Origin of the sequence: Paucibacter sp. KCTC 42545 (assembly GCF_001477625.1) — a bacterium.
Lineage (GTDB): Bacteria > Pseudomonadota > Gammaproteobacteria > Burkholderiales > Burkholderiaceae_C > Paucibacter_A.
In genome coordinates this window covers 4578263-4598931 of the sequence record NZ_CP013692.1, presented here as the reverse complement: position 1 = coordinate 4598931, position 20669 = coordinate 4578263, and the positions used below count along the sequence as shown (strand labels likewise).

Genomic DNA, 20669 nt, shown 5'->3' with positions numbered 1-20669 from the left:
CAAGAGCAGCGCGCCATGAGCACCGAGACTCGCTCCACCTGCCCTTATTGCGGCGTCGGCTGCGGGGTGATCATCGAAAGCAGCGCGGGTGAAATCACCGGCGTCAAAGGCGACCCAGCCCACCCCGCCAACTTCGGCCGCCTGTGCAGCAAGGGCAGCACCCTGCACCTCACGGCCACGCCGCTGATCCGCCAGACCCAGCGCCTCTTGCAACCAGCCTGGCGGCCGAGCCGAGGCGCCGCGCCCGAGGCGCTGAGCTGGGACGCCCTCAACCAGCGCCTGGCCCAGCGCATCGCCGCCGTGCGTGCCGAACATGGCCCCGACGCCATCGGCCTCTACATCTCCGGCCAGCTGCTGACCGAGGACTACCAGGCCTTCAACAAGCTGGCGCGCGGCCTGCTGGGCACCAACAATATCGACAGCAACTCGCGCCTGTGCATGAGCTCGGCGGTGGCCGGTTACAAGCAAGCCTTGGGTGCGGACGCGCCGCCCGCCTGCTACCAAGACATCGAGCTGGCCGACTGCGTTTTCATCAGCGGCGCCAACCCCGCCTGGGCCCACCCCATCTTGTTCCGCCGGCTTGAAGACGCCAAGGCGCAGCGGCCGGCGCTCAAGCTCATCGTCGTTGATCCACGGCGCACCGAAAGCGCCGAGCTGGCCGATCTGCATCTGCAGATCCTGCCCGGCACCGATGTGGCCCTGATGCACGGCCTGCTGCACGCCTGTATCTGGGAGGGCTGGCTGGACACCGACTTCATGGCCCGCCACACCCAGGGCTTTGATGAGCTCAAAGCCCTGGTTCGCAGCAGCACGCCCAAGGAAGCGGCACGCATTTGCGGCATCAAGGAGGCCGATCTCTTGACCGCCGCGCGCTGGTTCGCGCAGTCGCCCGCCACCTTGTCGCTGTATTGCCAGGGCCTCAACCAAAGCAGCAGCGGCACGGCCAAGAACACCGCGCTGATCAATCTGCACCTGGCCTGCGGCCAGATCGGCCGGCCCGGCGCCGGGCCGTTTTCGCTCACCGGCCAACCCAATGCCATGGGCGGGCGCGAGGTCGGCGGCATGGCCAGCCTGCTGCCGGGCCACCGCGACCCAGGCAATGCCGCGCACCGGGCCGAGATCGCCCGCCTGTGGGGCGTGGACGCCTTGCCCGAAACGCCGGGCAAGACGGCGGTGGAGCTGTTCGAGGCCGCCGCCAATGGCGAGATCAAGGTGCTGTGGATCGCTTGCACCAACCCCGCGCAGTCCATGCCCGACCAGGCCCTGGTGCGGCGTGCGCTGGCGCGTTGCGAGCTGGTGATCCTGCAAGAGGCCTTTGCCGACACCGCCACCGCCGCCTTTGCCGACGTGCTGCTGCCGGCAGCCTCCTGGGGCGAAAAGGAGGGCACGGTCACCAATAGCGAACGCCGCATCAGCCGCGTGCGCGCCGCGATTGCGCCGCCAGGCGAGGCCCGGCCCGACTGGCAAATCGTGCGCGATCTGGCCCGCCAGCTCGCCCCCTTGCTGGGCCAGCCCGATCGCTTGCCTTATGCCTGTGCCGAAGACCTGTGGCTGGAGCACCGCGCCGCCACCGTCGGACGCGACCTCGACATCGGCGGCCTCAGCTGGGCCATTCTGGACCGCGACGGCCCGCAGCAATGGCCCTACCCGGCCGGCGCCAGCCAAGGCCAGGCCCGGCTCTATCTGGACGGGCAATTCCCCAGCGGAAACGGGCGAGCCCGCTTCATCAGCCAGCCTTACCGTCCGCCTGTCGACAAGCTCGACGCCCGCTTCCCTCTGGCCCTCACCACCGGCCGCCTGCGCGACCAATGGCATGGCATGAGCCGCAGCGGCCTGCTGCCGCGCCTGTTCGGCCACGAACCCGCACCGGCCCTGCGCCTGCATCCGCAAGACCTGCCCCTGCGCGGGCTCAAAGATGGCGAGCTGGCCCTGATCAGCTCGCGCCACGGCCAGCTCATCCTGCCGGTACGCGCCGACCCGCTGATGCGCCCGGCCCAGGCCTATCTGGCCATGCACTGGGGCGAAGAATTTGTGTCCGGCCGTAGTCGCGACGGAACCGGCAGCGGCAATGAAGATGGCCCGGTCTGGCCCGGCGTCAATGCCTTGCTGGGCAAGCAATGCTGCCCCGACTCGCAGCAACCGGAACTGAAATTCGCCGCCATCCAGGTCAAGTCGGTGGCGCTGCCCTGGCGGCTCAGCGCGGCGATTTGGTGCACGCCCGCCGAGGCCGTGCCGCTGCGCGCCAGCTTGCGCGCGCTGATGAGCGAGTTCGACTACGCCAGTTGCCTGCCGGTGGCCGGCGCCACGCCCGAGCAAACCGGCTGGTGCTTTGACGCTGCGGCGGCCACGCCCCCGGCCTCCGCGCTGCTGGCCCAGCTGCGCGCGCTGCTGGGTTTGCACGGCGCTCAAGTGCTGAGTTATGCCGACAGCCATCGCCAGCGCAGCCGCCTGCTGGGTTTGGACCGTTTGGGCGCGGAGGCGCGCCTGCGTGCCTTGCTGCTGGTCGGCGGGGCCGAACAGGATGAGCGCGCAGCCAGCGCCTGGCTGCTGACGCTGTGGCGCGAGGCCGCGCCGGTAGCCGCCCTGGGCGCTCAGCTGCTGAGCCCCAAGCCGGTGCTGCCGGGCCAGGCACAAACGCCGCGCAGCCCGCAGGTCTGCAACTGCCTGGATGTGTCGGAAGCTCGTATCTGTGCGCAGCTGCAAAGCTTGGCCGGCACGCCGCAAGAGCGCTTGCAAGGCCTTCAAACCAGCTTGCGCTGCGGCAGCCAATGCGGCTCCTGCCTGCCCAGCTTGCGGCGGCTGGAAGCACAAACACCCTTTCTTGAAGAGGTCCTCACATCATGATGAATCAGCGCCCTCACAACACCGCGCCTAGCATCAGCCTGGTCGGCGCTGGCCCCGGCGACCCGGAGCTGCTGACCCTGCGCGCCCTGCGCCGCATCGAAGCCGCCGACGTGGTGCTGAGCGACGATCTGGTCGATGCCCGCGTACTGGCCTTGATGAAGCCCGGCGCGCGGCTGATCCATGTTGGCAAGCGCGGCGGCTGTGTGTCGACCGAGCAGCGTTTTATTCACGAACTGATGATTCGGGAAGCCGGCGCCGGCCTGAAGGTGGTGAGGCTCAAGGGCGGTGATCCCTTTGTGTTCGGCCGTGGCGGCGAGGAGATGGACGCCCTGCGCGCGGCCGGCATCACGGTCGAGGTGGTCAGCGGCATCACCGCCGGCATTGCCGCGCCTGCCAGCATCGGCATCCCGGTCACCGACCGCCGCCACGCCCCCGGCGTTGCCTTCGTCACCGGCCATGCGCGCGAGGACGGCGGGGCGGGCGTCAACCCCGACTGGCAGGCCCTGGCCCGCAGCGGCCTGACCCTGGTGATTTACATGGGCCTGGCCCGGGTGGAGCAGCTGGTGGCGGCCCTGCGCGCCGGCGGGCTGGCGGCGGGCACGCCGGCGGCGGCCATCGCCGCGGCACACACGCCGCAGCAGCGCGCCACGATCTGCAGCTTGGGCACGCTGGCCACGCAGCTGCACAGCGAGCGCATCAGCAGCCCCGCCATTCTGGTGATCGGGACGGTGGTGAGCCTGGCCTATGTGCAAAGCCTGGACCTGGACGGCGCGATGAGCGCGCAGATGCGCTGCGCTTAAGCGCGGGCCGGCAGGCGGCCATCAACCGGCAAGTTCTAAACTGCGCCCATGCAGCCTAAACCTCTTAGCCTTCTCAGCCTCAACACCGCCCTCGCCCAAGCCCTGCTCGTCCCTGGCGGCCAGACCGTCAGCAGCGCGATCCGCAAAACGCCCAAGGCGCAGGCCCTGGCCGTGCGCCCGCTCGGGCTTGAAGGCGATGAGCAGGCCGATCTGAGTGTGCACGGCGGCTTGAGCAAGGCCATCTACGCCTACCCGGTGGAGCATTACCCTTTCTGGCAAACGGTGCGCGCCCAGGCCAAGGTGGCGGCCTGGCAAGAAGCACTGCCGCATGGCGCGATGGGCGAGAACCTCACTATCAGCGGCCTGCTGGAATCGCAGGTCTGGGTTGGCGATGTGCTGGCCTTCCCCGACTGCAGCCTGGTCGTCAGCGAACCCCGCTTCCCCTGCTTCAAGTTCAACGCGGTGATGGGCTTCAACCAGGCCGTGAAGATGATGGGCCAGAGCGGCTGGTGCGGCTTTTACCTGGCGGTGAAAGCGCCGGGCACGCTGCAGGCCGGCCAGGCCTTTGAGCTGCAGCCGGGGCCGCGCGAAGTCAGCATTGCGGAATTGTTCAGAGCCAAGTTCCGGGCCTAAGTCTCCAGCCGGATTGCTCAAGCCGGCCCACCAACGGAGTTCCCTATGAAACGCGTGACTGGTATTGGCGGCATCTTCTTCAAGGCCAAAGACGCCCCGGCCTTACAGGCTTGGTACCAGCGTCACCTCGGCATCGATGTGCAGGCCTGGGGCGGCGCGGCCTTCCGCTGGGCCGATGCAGCGGGCCAGCCCGTGGGCGGCAGCACCATCTGGTGCGTGGCGCCGCAGGACGGCGAGCAGTTTGCCAACAGCGCCAGCAATTTCGTCATCAACTACCGGGTTGACGATCTTGCGGGCCTGCTGGCCCAGCTGCAAGCCGAGGGCTGCCAGGTGCTCGACCAGCGCATTGACGAAGACGCCGGCTACGGCAAGTTCGGCTGGGTCATCGACCCCGAGGGCAATAAGGTCGAGCTGTGGCAGCCGCCTGCCGGGCAGTGAGGCGGCGAAGGCTGCCGCTTTGCGACTACAGGCTGGGGTAGTCGGTATAGCCCCGCGCATCGCCGCCGTAGAGCGTCGCCTTGTCCAGCGGGTTCAGGGCGGCATTCAGGCGCAGGCGCCGCACCAAATCAGGGTTAGCAATGAAGTCGCGGCCAAAGGCCACCAGATCAGCCTGGCCCTCGGCCACCGCCTGCAGGGCCATGGCACGGGTGTAACCGTTATTGACCATCCAAGGGCCGCCGCCGAAGTGAGCGCGCATGGCCTGGTAGTCAAACGGGGCGATATCGCGCGCGCCGCCGGTCTGCCCTTCGATGACATGCAAGAAAGCCAGCTTGAGCGGCGCCAGCGCACCGGCCAGGTGATTGAACAAGTCTTGCGCGGCGCTGTCCTGACCCGCGCCATTGACCGGCGTGACGGGGCTCAGGCGCAAGCCGGCGCGGCCGGGGCCGATGGCCTTGGCAATCGCGCTCATCACCTCCACCGTCAGGCGGGCGCGGTTGGCGATGCTGCCGCCGTACTCATCACTGCGGTCATTGATGCTGTCGCGCAAAAACTGGTCCAGCAGGTAGCCGTTGGCACCGTGCACTTCCACCCCGTCGAAGCCGGCCGCCAAGGCGTTTTCGGCCGCGCGGGCGAAGGTGGCGATGACGCCGGGGATCTCGGCCACGCTCAGCGCGCGCGGGGTGGACACCTCGACAAAGCCCTCGGCCGTGTAAGTCTTGCCGCCGGCCGAACGCGCGGTGGAGGACACCGGCGCGCGCCCCTCGGGTTGGAACTGCACATGCGAGACGCGGCCCACATGCCAGAGCTGCGCCACGATCTTGCCGCCCTCGGCATGTACGGCGTCGGTGACGCGGCGCCAGGCGGTGATCTGCTCGGGCGTGTGGATGCCCGGGGTGTCCAGATAACCTTGACCTTCGGCGCAGATCTGCGTGCCTTCGCTGATGATCAGGCCGGCGCTGGCGCGTTGGCGGTAGTACTCGACTGCCATCTCACCGGGCAGCAAGCCGCGCGAGCGGCTGCGCGTCAGCGGCGCCATGACGATGCGGTTGGCGAGGGCGAGGTCACCGATCTGTATCGGGTCAAAAAGATTGGGCATGGTGGCGGGCTTCAGATTAACGGTGGGTTCACACGGCGCGCTTAGACTGTCACGCGCTGGCAAGGCAGTTTTCTTGATGACGGACAGATCAAACAAGGACGATGGCATGAAGGATAGCGCGCTCAACCCCCAACGCCGCCTGGCCCTGCAGGGCGCGGCCGCTGCTGCGTCCTGGCTCGCCTTGCCTTCCGGGTTCTGTGCGGCTCCGGTGCAAGCTCAGGCTCAAGCCCAGCCCCGCGCCACACTCAAGGTCGGCCCCAAGCGCGAGATCCGCAGCCTGTCCGCCGCGTCGCGTGAGGCCAAAGACGGTATGTTGATCGAGGTTGACGCTGGCGACTACCTGGGCGATGTGGCCTTGTGGAGCCAGAACGGCATCACGCTCAAGGCCGTGGGCGGGCGAGTGGTGTTGCGGGCGGCCGGCATGAGCATGCAAAACAAGGGCATCTTCGTCACCACCGGGCGCGACATCAGCATCGAAGGCTTCGATTTCTTCGGCGCCGTGGTGCCAGACCAAAACGGCGCCGGCATTCGCCTGGAGGCCGGCTCGCTGAAACTGCGCGACTGCAGCTTCAAGGACAACGAGAACGGTGTCTTGACCAGCAATGACAACAGCGTGCGCCTGGAGGTCGAGAACTGCGAGTTCGGCACCATCGTGCGCCACCAGGGCAAGAACCACAATATTTATGTCGGCGCGATTGCCTACTTCCGCGCCGAGGGCTGCTACTTCCACCACGGCCAGGCCGGCCACTTGCTGAAAAGCCGGGCCGCCATCAATCACATCTTCTACAACCGGCTGACCGACGAAATCGGCGGCCAGTCCAGCTACGAGCTGGAATTCCCCAACGGCGGCCAATGCCTGGTGGTGGGCAATGTGATCGCACAAAGCGCCACCTCCGAGAACCCGCACATGATCTCCTTTGGCGCCGAGGGCTACACCTGGCCCCGCCAAGAACTGCATCTGATCAACAACACAGTGGTGGACGGGCGGCCCAGCGGTGGGATATTCCTGCGTGTAAGCCCCGCCCAGGGCGCAGCGCAAGTAAAAGTGCGGCTGTTCAACAACCTCTGGGTCGGCAACCCCAAGCTGCCCGAGCAGGCCGATTGGCAGCAGGGCGGCAATTTGGCGGTGGACTACGACGTCTTCGTCCAGGCCAACCGCGACAACTATCTGCTCAAGCCCGGGGCCAAAGTGCGCGGCAAGGCGGTCGACCCCGGTGAGGTGGACGGGCTCAGCCTGCGCCCCGTCGCCCAGTTCCTGGCACCGCGCGGCACGCTGAAGCTGACGGCGCCGGCGAGCCATCCGGGCGCTTTCCAGTTCCCATAAACCGGGCCGGAGCGCCGCTTGCAAGGCTAGGAAGGTACAGTTCGACCTATGCTCGCCTATCGACACGCCTTCCACGCCGGCAACCATGCCGATGTTCTCAAGCACCTGGTCCTGACCGAGGTGCTCCGCTATATGGCGGAAAAAGACAAACCCTATACCTTGGTCGACACCCACGCGGGTGCCGGCGGCTATTCCATCGAAGGCCAGTACGCGCAGAAAAAAGGCGAGTATGTGCACGGCGTCTCCCGCCTGTGGGACGCCAAAGATTTGCCCGCGCCGCTGGCGCGCTACCTGGAACCGGTGCGCGCCTTCAACCCCGGCGGCCAACTGCGCCAATACCCCGGCTCCCCGGCGATTGCCAACTTGCTACTGCGCGCAGAAGACCGGCTGCGCTGCTTCGAGTTGCACCCGACCGACTACCGCATCCTGCAGACTTACCTCTCCACCCGCCCCAACACCTTTGTCAGCGACAAAGACGGTTTCGCCTCGCTGCGCGGCGAGTTGCCGCCGCCCTCGCGCCGCGGCGTGGTGCTGATGGACCCCAGCTACGAAATCAAGAGCGACTACGGCAAGGTCATCACCGCCGCGCGCGAAGGCTTGGAGCGCTTCAAGGACGGCGTCTTCATGGTCTGGTACCCGCAGCTGCAATTGCTGGAATCGGCCCAACTGCCCCAGCGCCTGAAGGCCGCCGCCGATGCGGGCGAAGGCGCCAAAAAGGGCTGGTTGCATGTGCGCCTGACCGTGGCGCAACAGGAAAACACCCGCGGCATCGGCATGCTGGGCAGCGGCATGTTCATCATCAACCCGCCCTTCACCCTGCACGACGAGTTGCAGGAATGCCTGCCCTATCTGGTTGAGAAGCTGGGCCTGTACGACGGCGCCAACTTCCTCCTGGAACAGCGCGCGAGCTAAACCGGCGCACGCCGTCACCGCCCTGGCCCGCCACCATGGCTGGGCCCATGAAGTGGGGGTGGCCGCGGCCAAGACAGTCACCATTTCAGGTTACGCTGCAAGCCTTCCTGACTTGGTCCTGTGGCCGCCATTCACCGCCTCATGAAGCTGAACCCGATTCTGGGCCTAAGCCCAGCCGCCCTTGCCCGCTGCGTGCCTTTTGCGCTGTTCATGCTGATGCTGGCCTTGCGCGGCTACCTGCCCAGCGGCGCGGGCGTGGACGCGCGCTGGATCTACGGCGTCTCGGTGCTGGTGGTGGGCGGCGCGCTGGTTTGGTATTGGCGCGGCTACGGTGAGTTGGCGCGGCAGAACCTGCCCAACGCACGCGAAACCTTGTTGAGCTGCGCCGTCGGCCTGCTGGTCTTCGGCCTGTGGATTCAGCTCGACGCACCCTGGATGCAGATCGGCGAGCCCACCGCCAGCTTCCTGCCCCTGGACCTGCAAGGCCAAAAGATCTGGCCCTTGATCGCCCTGCGCTTGATAGGCGCGGCCCTCCTGGTGCCCATCATGGAAGAGCTGTTCTGGCGCGCTTTCCTGATGCGCTGGATCGAGTCGCCCCAGTTCGAAACCGTGGACCCGCAGCGGGTTGGCGTCAAGGCCATCGTGCTGTCCACCTTTGTCTTCATGCTGGCCCACACCTTGTGGCTGGCGGCCATCGTGGCCGGCCTGGCCTATGCCGATCTCTACCGGCGCACCGGCAAACTCTGGACCGCCGTGATTGCGCATGCCGTCACCAACGGCGCACTGGGGATTTGGGTGGTGCAGACCGGGCAATGGCAATTCTGGTGAACCAAGGCAAGTCCTGACCCTCGGCACGCTGGAACCCGGCAAACCGCCCAGCGGCTTCATTCAGCCAGAATGCCGTCCACATTCCATGACAAGAAAGCCCCCGCGGTGAATCCCCCAAGCCAGCACACCAGCCAGTTCGGCCTGCTCAAGCAGCGCCGCTTCGCGCCTTTCTTCTGGACTCAGTTCCTCGGCGCGGCGAATGACAATATCTCCAAATTCGCGCTGACTGTGATGGTGACCTACCAGCTGCAGCTGCAGTGGTTGCCGGCGGCGCAGGCCGGGGTCGTCATCGCGGCGCTGTTCATCCTGCCCTTTGTGCTGTTCTCAGCCACCAGCGGGCAGCTGGCCGACAAGTTCGAAAAAGGCGGCCTGATGCGCCTGGTGAAAAACTTCGAGATCGCCATCATGGCCCTGGCCCTGTGGGGCTTCTGGCATGCGCAAGTGCCGCTGCTGCTGGCCTGCGTGTTCATGATGGGCATGCATTCCACCTTGTTCGGCCCGGTCAAGTTTGCCTATCTGCCGCAGCAGCTGAGCGAGCGTGAACTCACCGGCGGCAACGGCATGGTGGAGATGGGCACGTTTGTGGCCATCATCCTGGGCAATGTGCTGGGCGGCCTGCTGATTGGCCTGCCCGAGGTGGGCGCCATCGCCACCGGCCTGGCCTGCCTGGCGGTGGCCGTGGCCGGCCGCATCGCCGCGCAGTTCGTGCCTCACAGCCCCGCCACCGACCCCCAGCTGCGCATCAACTGGAACCCCTTCACCGAGACCTGGAACAACCTCAAGCTGGCCTACCAGGACAAGGTGGTATTCCGCTCGCTGGTGGGCATTTCGTGGATGTGGTTCTTCGGCGTCGTGTTCCTGGCCAACTTCCCCAGTTTTGCCAAAGAGGTGTTGCACGGCCAGAGCGCCGTGGCCTCGCTGCTGATGGTGGTGTTTTCGGTGGGCGTGGGCATTGGCGCGCTGCTGTGCGAGCTGCTCTCGCGCCGCCATGTGGAGATCGGCCTGGCGCCGCTGGGCGCGCTGGGCATGACGGTGTTTGCGGTGGACCTCTACTTCGCTTCGCGCGGCCTGCCCGCCGCGCCGCTGCTGGGCGTGGCCGAGTTCCTCAGCCTACCCGCCCATTGGCGCGTGCTGCTGGACCTGGGCATGCTGGCCTTGTCCGCCGGGCTTTACAGCGTGCCCATGTACGCGCTGATCCAGCTGCGCTCGCAACCCTCACACCGCGCCCGCATCATTGCCGCCAACAACATCCTCTTATATCGGGTCAAGTTGTTCACGGCGCAGGGCTTCAACGCAGCGCGTCCAAGCTTCGCATGAGCCACAACAACATGAACGGGCCGGACATGAACCACCACACTTCGAACGACGGAGCATCGCCATCCCAGTTCCGCCTGCTCGGTCAGCGCAGGTTCGGGCCGTTCTTCGCGACTCAACTGACTGGAGCGTTCAACGACGCGTTCCTGAAGCAATTGGTCATCCTGCTGGTAACGTTCCACGCCACCGAGTACACGACGCTGTCCGCCGGGCTGGTCGCGAACATGGCGGCCGGTTTTTTCATCCTTCCGTTCGTGCTTTTCTCGGCCTACGCTGGCCAGCTAGCCGACCGGTTCGACAAGGCCAGGGTCATCCGCGCCGTGAAGACCGCCGAGGTCGCCATCATGGTGATAGCCAGCGTAGGCTTCTACATGAAAAGCCTGCCGGTGTTGCTCTCTTCCATCTTCGCGATGGGGTGCCACTCCGCCTTCTTCGGCCCGGTCAAGTATTCGCTGCTCCCGAAGGTCCTGGCCAAGGAGGAGCTGACCGGCGGAAACGGCCTGCTGGAGATGGGCACGTTCCTCAGCATCCTCATGGGCACGCTGGCGGCTGGCGTCATTGCTGCTATGACGATCAACCCCCTATGGCTGTTCATCGCTCTCCTGGGCTTCGCTCTCCTCGGTCTCGCCTCGAGCCTCTTCATCCCGGCCACTGGCGAAGCGGCCCCTGACTTGAAGCTCCGCTTCAGCGTGGTTTCCGAGACCATCGCAACCGTGAAGATGGGCAAACGCGAAGGTGAAGGCGTCTGGAACAGTCTCCTCGCCATCTCATGGTTCTGGTTCGTTGGCGCTGTGGTCCTTTCGCAGATTCCCGCGCTTGGCAAGGACGTGCTGCAAGGGGACACCACGGTCGTGACGGTTCTGCTGGCCACGTTCTCCGTAGGCATCGCTGCGGGCTCGCTGCTGTGTGAGCGCCTGTCTGGACACAAGGTAGAGATTGGCTTGGTGCCAATTGGCTCCATCGGCTTGTCGCTCTTCACCGCAGACCTGGCCTGGTCTTGCGACCGCTTCGCTGCAGCGCTGCATGCCTCAACCTTGAACATGCCATTGAGCTGGACACAGTTCCTCGCCACCACTGGAAGCATCCGGGTACTCAGCGGCGTTACCCTGCTGGGTCTGTTCGGAGGCCTGTTCATCGTCCCGCTGTACGCCTTCGTCCAACTGCGTACAGCCCCGGCACGTCAGTCGCGCATCATAAGTTCGAATAACGTACTTAATGCGGTGGCTATGGTTATCGCCGCGGGCATGTCCGCCGGCCTGCTCGCATACGGCATCTCAATTACCGGGCTCATCTGGGTTTGCGCCGGCCTGAATGCACTGGTCGCTGCCTACATCTATCGGACGGTGCCCGAGTTCCTGTGGCGCTTTGTGAGTTGGTTCGTGGTTCACGCGATCTACCGGCTCCGAACCACCGGTACCCACAACATCCCTGAGGAAGGGCCGGCGCTCCTCACGCCCAACCACGTATCGTATGTGGATGCGCTGGTGCTGAGCGCGCTGTGCCCGCGACCAATCCGTTTCGTGATGGACGCGCGTATCTTCCGTGTTCCCGTGCTGTCTTGGCTCTTCCGCCAGGTCAACGCCATCCCCATCGCATCGGCGAAGGAGGAGCCGGAGGCCCTCGAACGTGCCATGGCGGCCGTCAACGAGGCGCTCCGCAACGGTGAGCTGGTGTGCGTCTTCCCCGAGGGCGCGCTCACCCGCGATGGTCAACTGGCTGAGTTCAAGCCCGGTGTCCGCCGGATGCTCGACACCAACGCCGTGCCGGTTATCCCAATTGGGTTGACAGGCCTGTGGGAGTCAGCCTTCGCCCGGAACCGCAAGGGCCTGGGTGCTCGCCTGGTCAGCTTGTATCCCAGGCGCCCGGTGGATGTGCACGTCGGCCTCCCGCTGCCACACGAAGTAAGCGTAGATGAGCTTCGGTCCAAGGTTCAGGGCCTGCTCTGAGCCACTCCGGCCAAGGCCCATGCGAATGGCCGATAGGCAGTACACCCAATCTGACCCTATCGGGTTTGACCTGCACCCTCCCAGCCGTACCAGCGTAATGGAGAGGAAGTCCATCAACCAGGAGAATGATGGACATGAAAAAGAGCAGATTCACTGAGGAACAAATCATTGGGTTCCTGAAGCAGGCCGAGGCCGGCATGCCGATCAAGGAGCTGTGCCGGCAAGGCGGCTTCAGCGACGCCACGTTCTACAAGTGGCGGGCCAAGTACGGCGGCATGCAGGCCACGGATGCCAAGCGACTGCGCGAGCTCGAAGGCGAGAACGCCAAGCTCAAGCGCCTGCTGGCAGAGGCCCACCTGGACATCCACGCGCTCAAGGACGTCTTCGGCGTAAAGCCCTAGCCCCGCAGGTCAGGCGCGACGCGGCGACCCAGATGATTGCCCAGCACCATCTGTCCGAACGCCGCGCGTGCCGCCTGGTGGGGCTCTCCAGAGACAGCTATCGCAACCCGCCCGTGGTCGATGAGGCCACGCAGCAACTCAGCGCCAAGATCGTCGAGATCGCACAGGTGCGGCGCCGCTTCGGCTATCGCCGCATCCATGACCTGCTGCGCCCACAGTTCCCAGGCGTCAATCACAAGCGCGTCTATCGGTTGTACAGCCAGGCGCAGTTGGCGGTGCGCAAGCGCAAGAAGATCAGACGGGCAGCCAGCGAGCGCGTTCCGCTCACCGTGCCGACCCGAGTCAATGAGGTGTGGAGCATGGACTTCGTTTCCGACAGCCTGGCCAATGGCCGGCGTATCAAGTGCCTGACTGTGGCCGACGACTTCACGCACGAGTGTGTGGACATCGCCGTGGACTACGGCATCTCGGGCCAGTACGTGACGCGGTTGCTGGACCGGGCCGCGATCTTCAGGGGCTACCCTGCGGCGGTGAGAACCGACAACGGGCCGGAGTTCACCTGCCGGGGTAACCCTCCCGTCAAACCACTGGCGCGAGAAGTAGAAATTTCTCGAAGAGAATTTCTACATGAAGAAGTCCAAGTTTTCCGACAGCCAGATCATGGATGCGCTCAAACGCGCTGAGGCAGGCTTGCCCGTTCCCGACCTATGCCGAGAGGTCGGCATCAGCACCGCCACGTTTTACAAATGGCGAGCCAAATTTGGAGGCATGGACACCTCCCTCATGGCCCGCATGAAGGAACTCGAAGAGGAGAATCGGCGCCTCAAGAAGATGTACATTGAGGAAAAGCTCAAGGCCGAGATTGCTGCGGAGTACCTTGCAAAAAAGTAACGTGGCCGTCTCGCCGCCGCGAGATGGCCAAAGAAGTGGTGGCCCAGCGTGGCACCAGCATCCGGCTGGCCTGCAACATCTTCACAGTCAGCGAGTCATGCTACCGCTACGAGGTCAAGAAGAATGACCAGGACGATCAAATCGCCGATTGGCTGATGCGGCTGACGGACAACAATCGCCACTGGGGCTTTGGCCTGTGTTACCTGTACTTGCGCAACGTCAAAGGCTTCCCATGGAATCACAAGCGCGTTTACAGGGTTTACCGGGCGTTGGAGCTGAACTTGCGCATCAAACCGCGTAAACGGCAGGTGCGGGGCAAGCCTGAGCCCTTGAGCGTGCCGCAGGCCATCAACGAAGTCTGGTCCATGGACTTCATGCACGATCAACTTGAGGACGGGCGCAGCTTCCGGTTGTTCAACGTCATTGACGACTTCAACCGAGAAGCGTTGGGCATCGAAATAGATTTCTCGCTGCCCTCAGAGCGCGTCATCCGGGCACTCAAGCAGATCATTGCTTGGCGTGGCAAACCACAGGTCATTCGTTGCGATAACGGCCCCGAGTACATCAGCGCAACCATCCAGCGTTGGGCACATGACTGGGGCATCAAACTCGACCACATCCAGCCGGGTAACCCGCAGCAAAACGCCTATGTCGAGCGCTTCAACAGGACGGTGCGCTATGAGTGGTTGTCGCAATACCTGTGGTCCGATTTGCAAGAGGCTCAGCTGTTCGCCACCCAGTGGATGTGGAAATACAATCACGACCGCCCAAATATGGCCTTGGGCGGCATCACCCCCAAGCAGCGACTGGCCAACGTTGCATGACCCTTTCTACTTCTCGATTCAATGTAAAACGGGGGGATTACCCCGGGCCTTCATCGCTTGGGCGCAAGCTCACGACGTGCGGCACATCCTCATCCAGCCAGGGCGGCCCATGCAGAACGGCTACATCGAGAGCTTCAACGGCAAGTTCCGCGACGAGTGCTTGAACGAGCACTGGTTCCAGACGCTGCCGCAGGCGCGCTCGGAGATCGCCATCTGGCGGCAGGACTACAACGAGGTGAGGCCGCACAGCAGCCTGGGTCGGATACCGCCGGCCGAGTTCGCGCAGCGCCACCGCACCAAGAACCAGGCGCCACCGGCTACACGCAACGAGATCAAGTAACCTTCAACCGGGACTTCCGCATGGCTGGTACGGCGGGAGGGGGCAGGTCAGGTTGGCGGGTGGTATCAACACTTTCGCATATGTGTGTGGTGGGAGGATCCGTTGAATGCAACAGATTCATTTAGGCTATTTCACACACGCAGGTTTATCGGCGTAGCTTGGGCATGCCAAAACACGAATTCACCGCCACCAGTTCCCTTGTATCCAGATGGGCCGATGGGTAGGAGTTGCCCCACCGAAAAAGCGGGATTACCTGTCAAGATCAACGACGGCCGGGGGTGGCGGGATTCGCCAATGTGGCACTACCCTTTAATGGTGGCTGTATATGGCGCTGGCCGCGGTAGGCGCCATGAGCGCCAATTTTTCCTTCATCGCTGTTGGTGGTATCCATCCGGTTTGGACGGAATACCAACTAGAGGAGTACCGAGGGCTCGGCAGGCGTTCAATCGAGGAGATCGAGGCGCAGATTTTGTTGTGGAATGAAATCCAGAATCACTATGAAAATATGGACTACTGAGACTTATCAAGCCGTATCAGGATACCTCGAATCGCTTGGTTTTGGGGGACCGAACGAGCAGCCGCCATCTGTGGGCATCAGCGATCCGGCGTATGCATTCGCTCGCCAAGATAGAATAATCCCCACATGGTTATGGTGAGCATCTGGAACAAGGCCCCGAAATAGATAGACGTGAAGGCAGCCTTTATCCAGCGGATCAACAGCGGTGAATTTTCCTGAATCGCCGCCTTGATATCTTCAGCAAACGTCATGGCCGCGATCGAGCTCATGGTCAAGACAAAACTCAGTACCGTAAGGTAGGCGAACATGATGCAAAGCATGCGCCGCCTGGTGAGTTCAACCGTGATCAGCTTGCCGTTGTAGAGAATCCTTGCGGTCGGCGGCGTACCAGGCATTAGCCTGTCCATATCCGGATTGTTGAAGGTGGCGACTGCCGCCAGTGCTGCGAGGTAGAAGCCTGGCAGGCTCTGAATGAAGCCCAGGACCTTATTGATTACTCCGGACGCGCCGAAAAGGTCGACGCGTCGCTCCATGGAGCCACAAAGGGCAACCAATGCGATGCTTGCCAGGAGGGGTAGCCACCAGTTCACCCACCGCACGCCCTCCGCAGGATGGCGGATGCTCAGGTAGGAGAATGGGCGGCTGAGTTCGGTAAGCACGGTCGGCTACCTATTCATCGCAGAGTTCGCGCATCGCGGTCATGATCGTTCGGTTGATTCGAATCTGTTGAGATGGTAGGTCAGTATCGAACTTAAGGCGTTCCTTGCGAACAAAGGCTGCCTCTAAGTCATTGGCGGCGAAGAGTTCTTCGCGCTGCGTGTCGTTGGCATCCTTGAAGCGGACCCGCACGGAATCGTAGCGCTCATGGGTGGATTTGGTGACGGTTCGAACCGCACTGATGACAGCGCCCAGCGTGGGATGCGCCGTAGAAACCGGCTTGATGTTGAGCGTTCGAGTGGCGACGAAGAATGAACTGCCCGCATCGATGCTGGACGGTTCTTTGCTGATCAGTTCCACGCTCTGGAGGTTGCCTCGGACCAGATCGTCGCTGAGTTTCTGGCTCTTGTGGCCCACGCACTCGAATCTGTACTTAACCGAATAGAACTTCCCCGCCTCGCCCGAGGGGTGGCGAAATTCGAAAAACGATTTGTTCCGCACATCACCGCCAGCGAGACCCATCAGTTTCCCCAGCAGCCATTCGATTAGCTTGGCCGTCACCCCCGAGCCATAAGTGACCAGCAGCAGGGCCTCGTGCGTGTCCATTGTTGAGGGCCGGATAAGCACATGAGCGGAAACATCGATGCCTTCAATGGCTTCCTTGCCTGCGTTTCGAACCCGACGATTCTCGAAATTCTTGAAGACCGGGTCAGCCAGGGCCTTGTCAGCATGATTGATCAGCAGTTGCAATTCGCACGTGGCAGGATTGAAATGGAAATCCTGAATCTGAAACAGCTCGGTTTCCGCGCGCTGGAATGCACCATGCCGTCCCTTCAAGTCCAGCTTCGAGATCAGCGTGAGCACTTCTCGCATGGAGATACAGCTCGGGGTTTCGATACCATCCGATCGAGTTTTGGCCTGAACCCGGGTGTCGTAGAAGTAAATCGTTCGTTCTCTAGTTTTCATAACCCTGAAAGTATAGTTGTGGGCAGCGTGCGCTGGTCGACGATACAATATTCCATTTGACCATCGCGCTTTGATATTTCCAGGGTGCCAATCGTCCGTTGACAGGTGAATGTTGACGGATGATTGTGTACTCTGGAACGGCCACTGAGCCGTTTTGATCTGCAGTCGTGCGGCCTCGCCACTTGTGACGACGCGAACGGCGGTTGCCATAGGATCAGCCGCCGAGGGTGGGCTCGGGCCAGAAGTTGGCACTGAAGTTGTTCAGCCCACGTGAATGCGAGTCAAGTTTGGCCAGGAACACCCGCGGGATGGCGTCAGCCCGACCACCGTCGCGGAAGTACCTTTTCACGGCGTGAAGTGCCAGCATCGTGAGGTGTTCCCAAGTGCGGTAGAGCTCCTCCCTCCGCGCCTCAGCCTGCTTTGCGGCGCTGGGCTTGCGATTAGGCGGCGGCATGCGGAAATCGGGTTGCATGTCGACGTCGTGGACAAATGTGATGCTGCCGCGGGTCCAATCGTCGTCTACAGATCGCCGCCAACGGTAGCCCACGCGTACGTTGATACGCTCATCGAGGACGTGTGGCGGTGAGACGCAGTCTTCCACTTGAAAGAGTTGGTCTTCCGTCTCTTCGGTCGCCACCCGATGTTTCATCTCGTGGATCGCAGCTACCAGATCGCTACCGGCGGAACGTGCCCTGTGATCCGTCATCGACCGCTTCTTGGCTGCCTTCGCTGCCGCATGGTCGGCCAGCGATTGCGCGTAGACTCGATATTTAGATCCGACGTAGGTGCCGCAATCCTCAAGCCGCAGCTCTATCAGTGCAGATAGACGCTCCTCGCGCATGCACTGATCGACCAAGTGCAGCAATCGAGTGACATCGACGGCCTTGATCGCCTCGCGCTCCTCGCGCGGAACATTGATCTCAATCACCTTACCTCCCTGGTTTTTTGCCCAGGATAACGCCAAAGCACAGGGGGTTATGTCGTTTCGAGGCCTGAATGAGTCTTGTACATCGAGACTCCGCCAGGAGTCATGGAAGCTCCGGCCTAGGCATGATGTCGACATGACCACCGAATCATGGGCTGGCCCCTATCTTTCAAACTCGCTCGTCGTGCTTGTGCGGGGTGGTGAGAACCCGCCCTCCTCAACTGTGCCAGGCTGCCATCCTCTGCAATAGCGGCGATGGGCGCGGTTGAGAGTAGGAGAATGAAGCGGTCTCACCATGCGCCCGCTCGGCCGGCATCTGCGCATTGCTGAGGACGCAACTTCAATTGCTTCGGTACTATAAAAATAGTGATCTGACTACCCCCGTCATTTTGGGGAGTATCAAGTTGCAAATATCGCCGCTAGAGTTCGCTCTCGGTCATCAGTTCATGAACAAAGTCATGAATTGCCATCAAAGCTGCTACGGCAGCTTTGAGATCAAGACTAGGCCCATGTCCCCATCTGGGGCGGCCTGAATAGCAAACCCGGCGCGAGCCGGCGACGCAAAGCCTCCGGTGTTGGCGGGCTCCCCTTTTATACGAGGAGCCCTCCCAAGATAGCGGGGTTGCCGGTCTGAGTTCCTCAGGTCGTCATCAAGCTCAGCGTTTGTCGGCTCGCCTTTGAATCCCTTGAGTATTCACAGAGCATGTCCATGACACAAACGTTGTACAGGCACGAGGTGATGCACGCACGCCAAACTCAATGGCTGGGCGGCACCCGCATTAGCCGTGCGCACCGCTTTACTTGGGGGCCGAAGGAAGGCCCTTGGCTCGCAATGGGCCGATCGGTGATGTTGCTGCAAAGTGAGCGACCAAAGGCTGACGGAGATATGGCGTTGCCCACTGCCCCAACTTGGGCACAACGCCGCCGACCTCTTGCACCGGTGAGGTTTCTTTGATTCAGTCTCACCAGCGACAACGGCCAATGGTGCGCCATCCTGACCTCTTGCGGTTGAAGAGTCGAGCAGCGACAAGCTCAGGTGGAACTGGGTATCAATCGTTGGCGGGCGAAATTGCCAGCCAAGAGATGGCTCTGCTAAATTGACCTGCCCCCTCCTAAGGGCATCTCAATACGCAATGGCATGGCTTCGTCTCAAATGCGCCAACGTGTTGACCGATCGTCCCAGAATCGAAGGCGATCAAGATAGTTCGTTCCAAGTGAGACGTAGTAAGCAATATGTTGGGCATCCGAGCGCAGCGGTGCTCTCCATTGGGGTGTTGGCTCTTCTTCTAGGGCTCAGCCGCAATGCCTACGGTCAAGGCTTGGCTTCTTTGGCAGGTACCGTGGATGAAGGACTTCGCCGCCAAGCCCAGAGAGATCGTGCGCAGCAAGAATCAACCCTCCCGCGCGCTGACAACTTGAAGCAGGCTCGTCCCGGCGCCCAGGCGCCGGAACTGCCCAAAGAAACCCCATGCTTCCAGATTCAGGATATTGCGATCTTGGGTGGGGACGCCGTGCGCTTTCGTTGGCTGCAGTCCTATGCGCAGCAGTTTGAGCAACAGTGCATTGGTGCGCAAGGGATTGCCGTCATAGCGGCTTACCTGGACGGATTGCTCATCGGCGAAGGCTGGGTGACCAGTCGGGTCGGTGTGGGTCAGCAGGACATGAGCCAAGGGCGACTGGCCTTTGAGTTGTACGTCGGACGCATTGAGCAAGTGCAGATGCTACGCGCCGCCCCTCAATCAGCCCAGCCACAAGCAGACCGCGAATGGGGAACATGGCGCAACGCTTTCCCGTTGGCGGCTGGTGACCGTCTCAATGCCCGAGACCTCGAGCAAGGCATTGAGCAGATGAAGCGCCTTCCCAGTCAGGATGTCAAAACCTCCCTGAGTCCGGGGAGCAAACCTGAGACCAGCGTGCTGACGATTGTTCGCCAAAGTGGCGACTGGCAGGAGCGCTTGCGCGGCGGGTTCTCTTTAGATAACTCGGGCGGGCCGACCTTGGGTCGCGCGCAAGTGGCGGCCAACTTGGCCCTGGACAACCCGTTCGGGTGGAACGATCTTGTCAGCGTCAATGTCAACAGCAATCTTGAGCGGCTCAGTCCTGAACACAGGTCACAAGGGCTGTCGATCGCGTACAGCGTGCCTTGGGGATACGACACCTTCAGCATCAACCTCAACCACAGCCGGTTTGCCCAGCGCGTGCAACTCACGAGCACGACGATCCTCTCCAGTGGCGTCTCGGACAGCGGAGAGCTGCGTTGGCAACGTGTTCTTTTGCGTGGCGAGGCCAGCAAAGTGGGGCTCACTGTGGCGCTTTCCAGTCGCCAGTCGCAAGGATTTTTGGAAGACATCGCGCTGGAGACGCAGCGCCGCCGGACACGTTTTTTTGAAAGCGGCCTGAGCTTCAAGCGCATCCTTGGCCAGCACGGGACCTTGGAGGGTGAGGCAGCCTACAAGCGAGGCGTTTCTTGGCTGGGGGCCGAGGAGGATCTCGCCCAAGATCCATTGAACCCCGGTGGAGTACCGACGCTGCGCCCGCACTTGTGGTTGACGGGCTTGACGCTCAACCTGCCGCTTTCCGAATCTCGGGACTGGCAGTGGAGCAGTCAATGGCGCGCGCAGTTTGGCGGCCGCCTGAGCCTGAGCGCAGACCAGATCGCCATTGGTGGGCGCAGCAGTGTTCGGGGCTTTGATGGCGACGCGGTCTTGATGGCTGAGAGCGGCTGGACCTGGCGCAATGAGCTGTCTCGCGCATTTCGTTTAAGTGAGGTGGAGGGCTCGGTTTATATCGGCGCAGATGCCGGCAAGGTTTGGGGGCCCAGTGCCACTCACCTGCCCGGTCATCACTTGGCTGGCTTGACGCTGGGCACGCGCAGCAAATTCAAGTCTTGGCCTGCCCTGCTTTTGGACATCGCTGCAGGAGCACCCCTGTACAGGCCTGAAGGCTTCAAAACAGCCCGTGCCAGCCTGTATTTGAGCGCCAGTTGCGCTCTTTGACTCCCATTCGTTTC

General features: G+C 62.8%; 15 protein-coding genes, 3 pseudogenes and 1 riboswitch. Of the genes and pseudogenes, 14 read left to right on the top strand and 4 right to left on the bottom strand.

Annotation, left to right across the window (positions count from 1 at the left end; translation table 11 throughout):
- The first annotated feature begins 15 nt into the window (after positions 1 to 15).
- From AT984_RS19665 to AT984_RS19650, 4 genes are read left to right on the top strand one after another with little or no spacing between them, the layout of a single operon-like run.
- Positions 16 to 2844 carry a nitrate reductase gene (locus AT984_RS19665; RefSeq protein ID WP_058721547.1) on the top strand — a complete coding sequence of 943 codons (2829 nt, stop codon included), beginning with the start codon at positions 16 to 18 and terminating at the stop codon, positions 2842 to 2844.
- Positions 2844 to 3644, top strand: a complete 801-nt coding sequence (cobA, locus tag AT984_RS19660; protein ID WP_058721546.1) for a uroporphyrinogen-III C-methyltransferase — start codon at positions 2844 to 2846, stop codon at positions 3642 to 3644. The genes AT984_RS19665 and cobA overlap by 1 nt, the downstream gene beginning before the upstream one ends.
- 48 nt (positions 3645 to 3692) lie before the next feature.
- The gene (locus AT984_RS19655) at positions 3693 to 4277 is read left to right on the top strand and encodes an MOSC domain-containing protein (RefSeq protein ID WP_058721545.1); all 585 of its coding nucleotides are present in this window, start codon (positions 3693 to 3695) and stop codon (positions 4275 to 4277) included.
- A 45-nt stretch (positions 4278 to 4322) separates the two neighbouring features.
- Complete coding sequence (locus tag AT984_RS19650) at positions 4323 to 4715, top strand: VOC family protein (RefSeq protein ID WP_058721544.1); 393 nt, start codon at positions 4323 to 4325, stop codon at positions 4713 to 4715.
- A gap of 25 nt (positions 4716 to 4740) precedes the next feature.
- On the opposite strand, the gene AT984_RS19645 is transcribed toward AT984_RS19650, so the two are convergent.
- Positions 4741 to 5814: an alkene reductase gene (locus AT984_RS19645; protein WP_058722485.1), complete on the bottom strand. Its 1074-nt coding sequence runs from the start codon at positions 5812 to 5814 to the stop codon at positions 4741 to 4743.
- A 76-nt stretch (positions 5815 to 5890) separates the two neighbouring features.
- Here AT984_RS19645 and AT984_RS19640 point away from each other — a divergent pair, with 76 nt between their 5' ends.
- The 9 genes and pseudogenes from AT984_RS19640 to AT984_RS19590 all read left to right on the top strand — a co-directional run bounded on the left by AT984_RS19640 (position 5891) and on the right by AT984_RS19590 (position 15111).
- A complete protein-coding gene (locus AT984_RS19640) occupies positions 5891 to 7138 on the top strand; it encodes a right-handed parallel beta-helix repeat-containing protein (protein ID WP_156422129.1) in 1248 nt (415 codons plus the stop codon).
- Positions 7139 to 7186: 48 nt separating this feature from the next.
- Complete coding sequence (locus AT984_RS19635) at positions 7187 to 8050, top strand: 23S rRNA (adenine(2030)-N(6))-methyltransferase RlmJ (RefSeq protein WP_058721542.1); 864 nt, start codon at positions 7187 to 7189, stop codon at positions 8048 to 8050.
- 141 nt (positions 8051 to 8191) lie between these two features.
- Positions 8192 to 8878 carry a CAAX prenyl protease-related protein gene (locus AT984_RS19630; RefSeq protein WP_058722484.1) on the top strand — a complete coding sequence of 229 codons (687 nt, stop codon included), beginning with the start codon at positions 8192 to 8194 and terminating at the stop codon, positions 8876 to 8878.
- Positions 8879 to 8947: 69 nt separating this feature from the next.
- A pseudogene (locus AT984_RS19625) lies at positions 8948 to 10132 on the top strand (MFS transporter); the annotation flags it as partial.
- Between the two features lie 59 nt (positions 10133 to 10191).
- Positions 10192 to 12138 (top strand): MFS transporter, encoded by a 1947-nt coding sequence (locus AT984_RS19620; RefSeq protein WP_058721541.1) that lies wholly within the window; start codon positions 10192 to 10194, stop codon positions 12136 to 12138.
- A 134-nt stretch (positions 12139 to 12272) separates the two neighbouring features.
- A pseudogene (locus AT984_RS23710) lies at positions 12273 to 13105 on the top strand (IS3 family transposase); the annotation flags it as partial.
- A 61-nt stretch (positions 13106 to 13166) separates the two neighbouring features.
- A protein-coding gene (locus tag AT984_RS19600) for an IS3 family transposase (RefSeq protein WP_156422128.1) occupies positions 13167 to 14254 on the top strand; the annotation gives its coding sequence in 2 pieces (ribosomal slippage) (positions 13167 to 13419 and positions 13419 to 14254; 1089 coding nt in all).
- Positions 14255 to 14297: 43 nt separating this feature from the next.
- A pseudogene (locus AT984_RS19595) lies at positions 14298 to 14594 on the top strand (integrase core domain-containing protein); the annotation flags it as partial.
- A 349-nt stretch (positions 14595 to 14943) separates the two neighbouring features.
- On the top strand, positions 14944 to 15111 hold the full coding sequence (locus AT984_RS19590) for a hypothetical protein (protein ID WP_156422127.1): 168 nt from the start codon (positions 14944 to 14946) through the stop codon (positions 15109 to 15111).
- A gap of 77 nt (positions 15112 to 15188) precedes the next feature.
- Here AT984_RS19590 and AT984_RS19585 read toward each other — a convergent pair whose 3' ends face one another.
- The 3 genes from AT984_RS19585 to AT984_RS19575 form a co-directional block, all read right to left on the bottom strand.
- Entirely contained in the window at positions 15189 to 15770 is a 582-nt protein-coding gene (locus AT984_RS19585; protein ID WP_156422126.1) for a hypothetical protein, read from the bottom strand.
- Positions 15771 to 15780: 10 nt separating this feature from the next.
- Complete coding sequence (locus tag AT984_RS19580; protein ID WP_156422125.1) at positions 15781 to 16641, bottom strand: hypothetical protein; 861 nt, start codon at positions 16639 to 16641, stop codon at positions 15781 to 15783.
- Positions 16642 to 16948: 307 nt separating this feature from the next.
- Positions 16949 to 17662, bottom strand: coding sequence for a hypothetical protein (locus AT984_RS19575; RefSeq protein WP_058722482.1), 714 nt, complete (start codon positions 17660 to 17662; stop codon positions 16949 to 16951).
- A gap of 522 nt (positions 17663 to 18184) precedes the next feature.
- A riboswitch (cyclic di-GMP riboswitch) is annotated at positions 18185 to 18289 on the top strand.
- A 536-nt stretch (positions 18290 to 18825) separates the two neighbouring features.
- Here AT984_RS19575 and AT984_RS19570 point away from each other — a divergent pair.
- Positions 18826 to 20655, top strand: coding sequence for a ShlB/FhaC/HecB family hemolysin secretion/activation protein (locus AT984_RS19570; protein WP_197418183.1), 1830 nt, complete (start codon positions 18826 to 18828; stop codon positions 20653 to 20655).
- The last annotated feature ends 14 nt before the right edge of the window (positions 20656 to 20669 follow it).

Bases quoted from the DNA above. Each gene is read 5' to 3' on its own strand.
- AT984_RS19655 (WP_058721545.1), top strand. From the start codon at position 3,693: ATGCAGCCTAAACCTCTTAGCCTTCTCAGCCTCAACACCGCCCTCGCC.
- AT984_RS19590 (WP_156422127.1), top strand. From the start codon at position 14,944: ATGAGCGCCAATTTTTCCTTCATCGCTGTTGGTGGTATCCATCCGGTT.
- cobA (WP_058721546.1), top strand. From the start codon at position 2,844: ATGAATCAGCGCCCTCACAACACCGCGCCTAGCATCAGCCTGGTCGGC.
- AT984_RS19580 (WP_156422125.1), bottom strand. From the start codon at position 16,641: ATGCGAGAAGTGCTCACGCTGATCTCGAAGCTGGACTTGAAGGGACGG.
- AT984_RS19640 (WP_156422129.1), top strand. From the start codon at position 5,891: ATGACGGACAGATCAAACAAGGACGATGGCATGAAGGATAGCGCGCTC.
- AT984_RS19630 (WP_058722484.1), top strand. From the start codon at position 8,192: ATGAAGCTGAACCCGATTCTGGGCCTAAGCCCAGCCGCCCTTGCCCGC.
- AT984_RS19620 (WP_058721541.1), top strand. From the start codon at position 10,192: ATGAGCCACAACAACATGAACGGGCCGGACATGAACCACCACACTTCG.
- AT984_RS19645 (WP_058722485.1), bottom strand. From the start codon at position 5,814: ATGCCCAATCTTTTTGACCCGATACAGATCGGTGACCTCGCCCTCGCC.
- AT984_RS19665 (WP_058721547.1), top strand. From the start codon at position 16: ATGAGCACCGAGACTCGCTCCACCTGCCCTTATTGCGGCGTCGGCTGC.
- AT984_RS19650 (WP_058721544.1), top strand. From the start codon at position 4,323: ATGAAACGCGTGACTGGTATTGGCGGCATCTTCTTCAAGGCCAAAGAC.
- AT984_RS19635 (WP_058721542.1), top strand. From the start codon at position 7,187: ATGCTCGCCTATCGACACGCCTTCCACGCCGGCAACCATGCCGATGTT.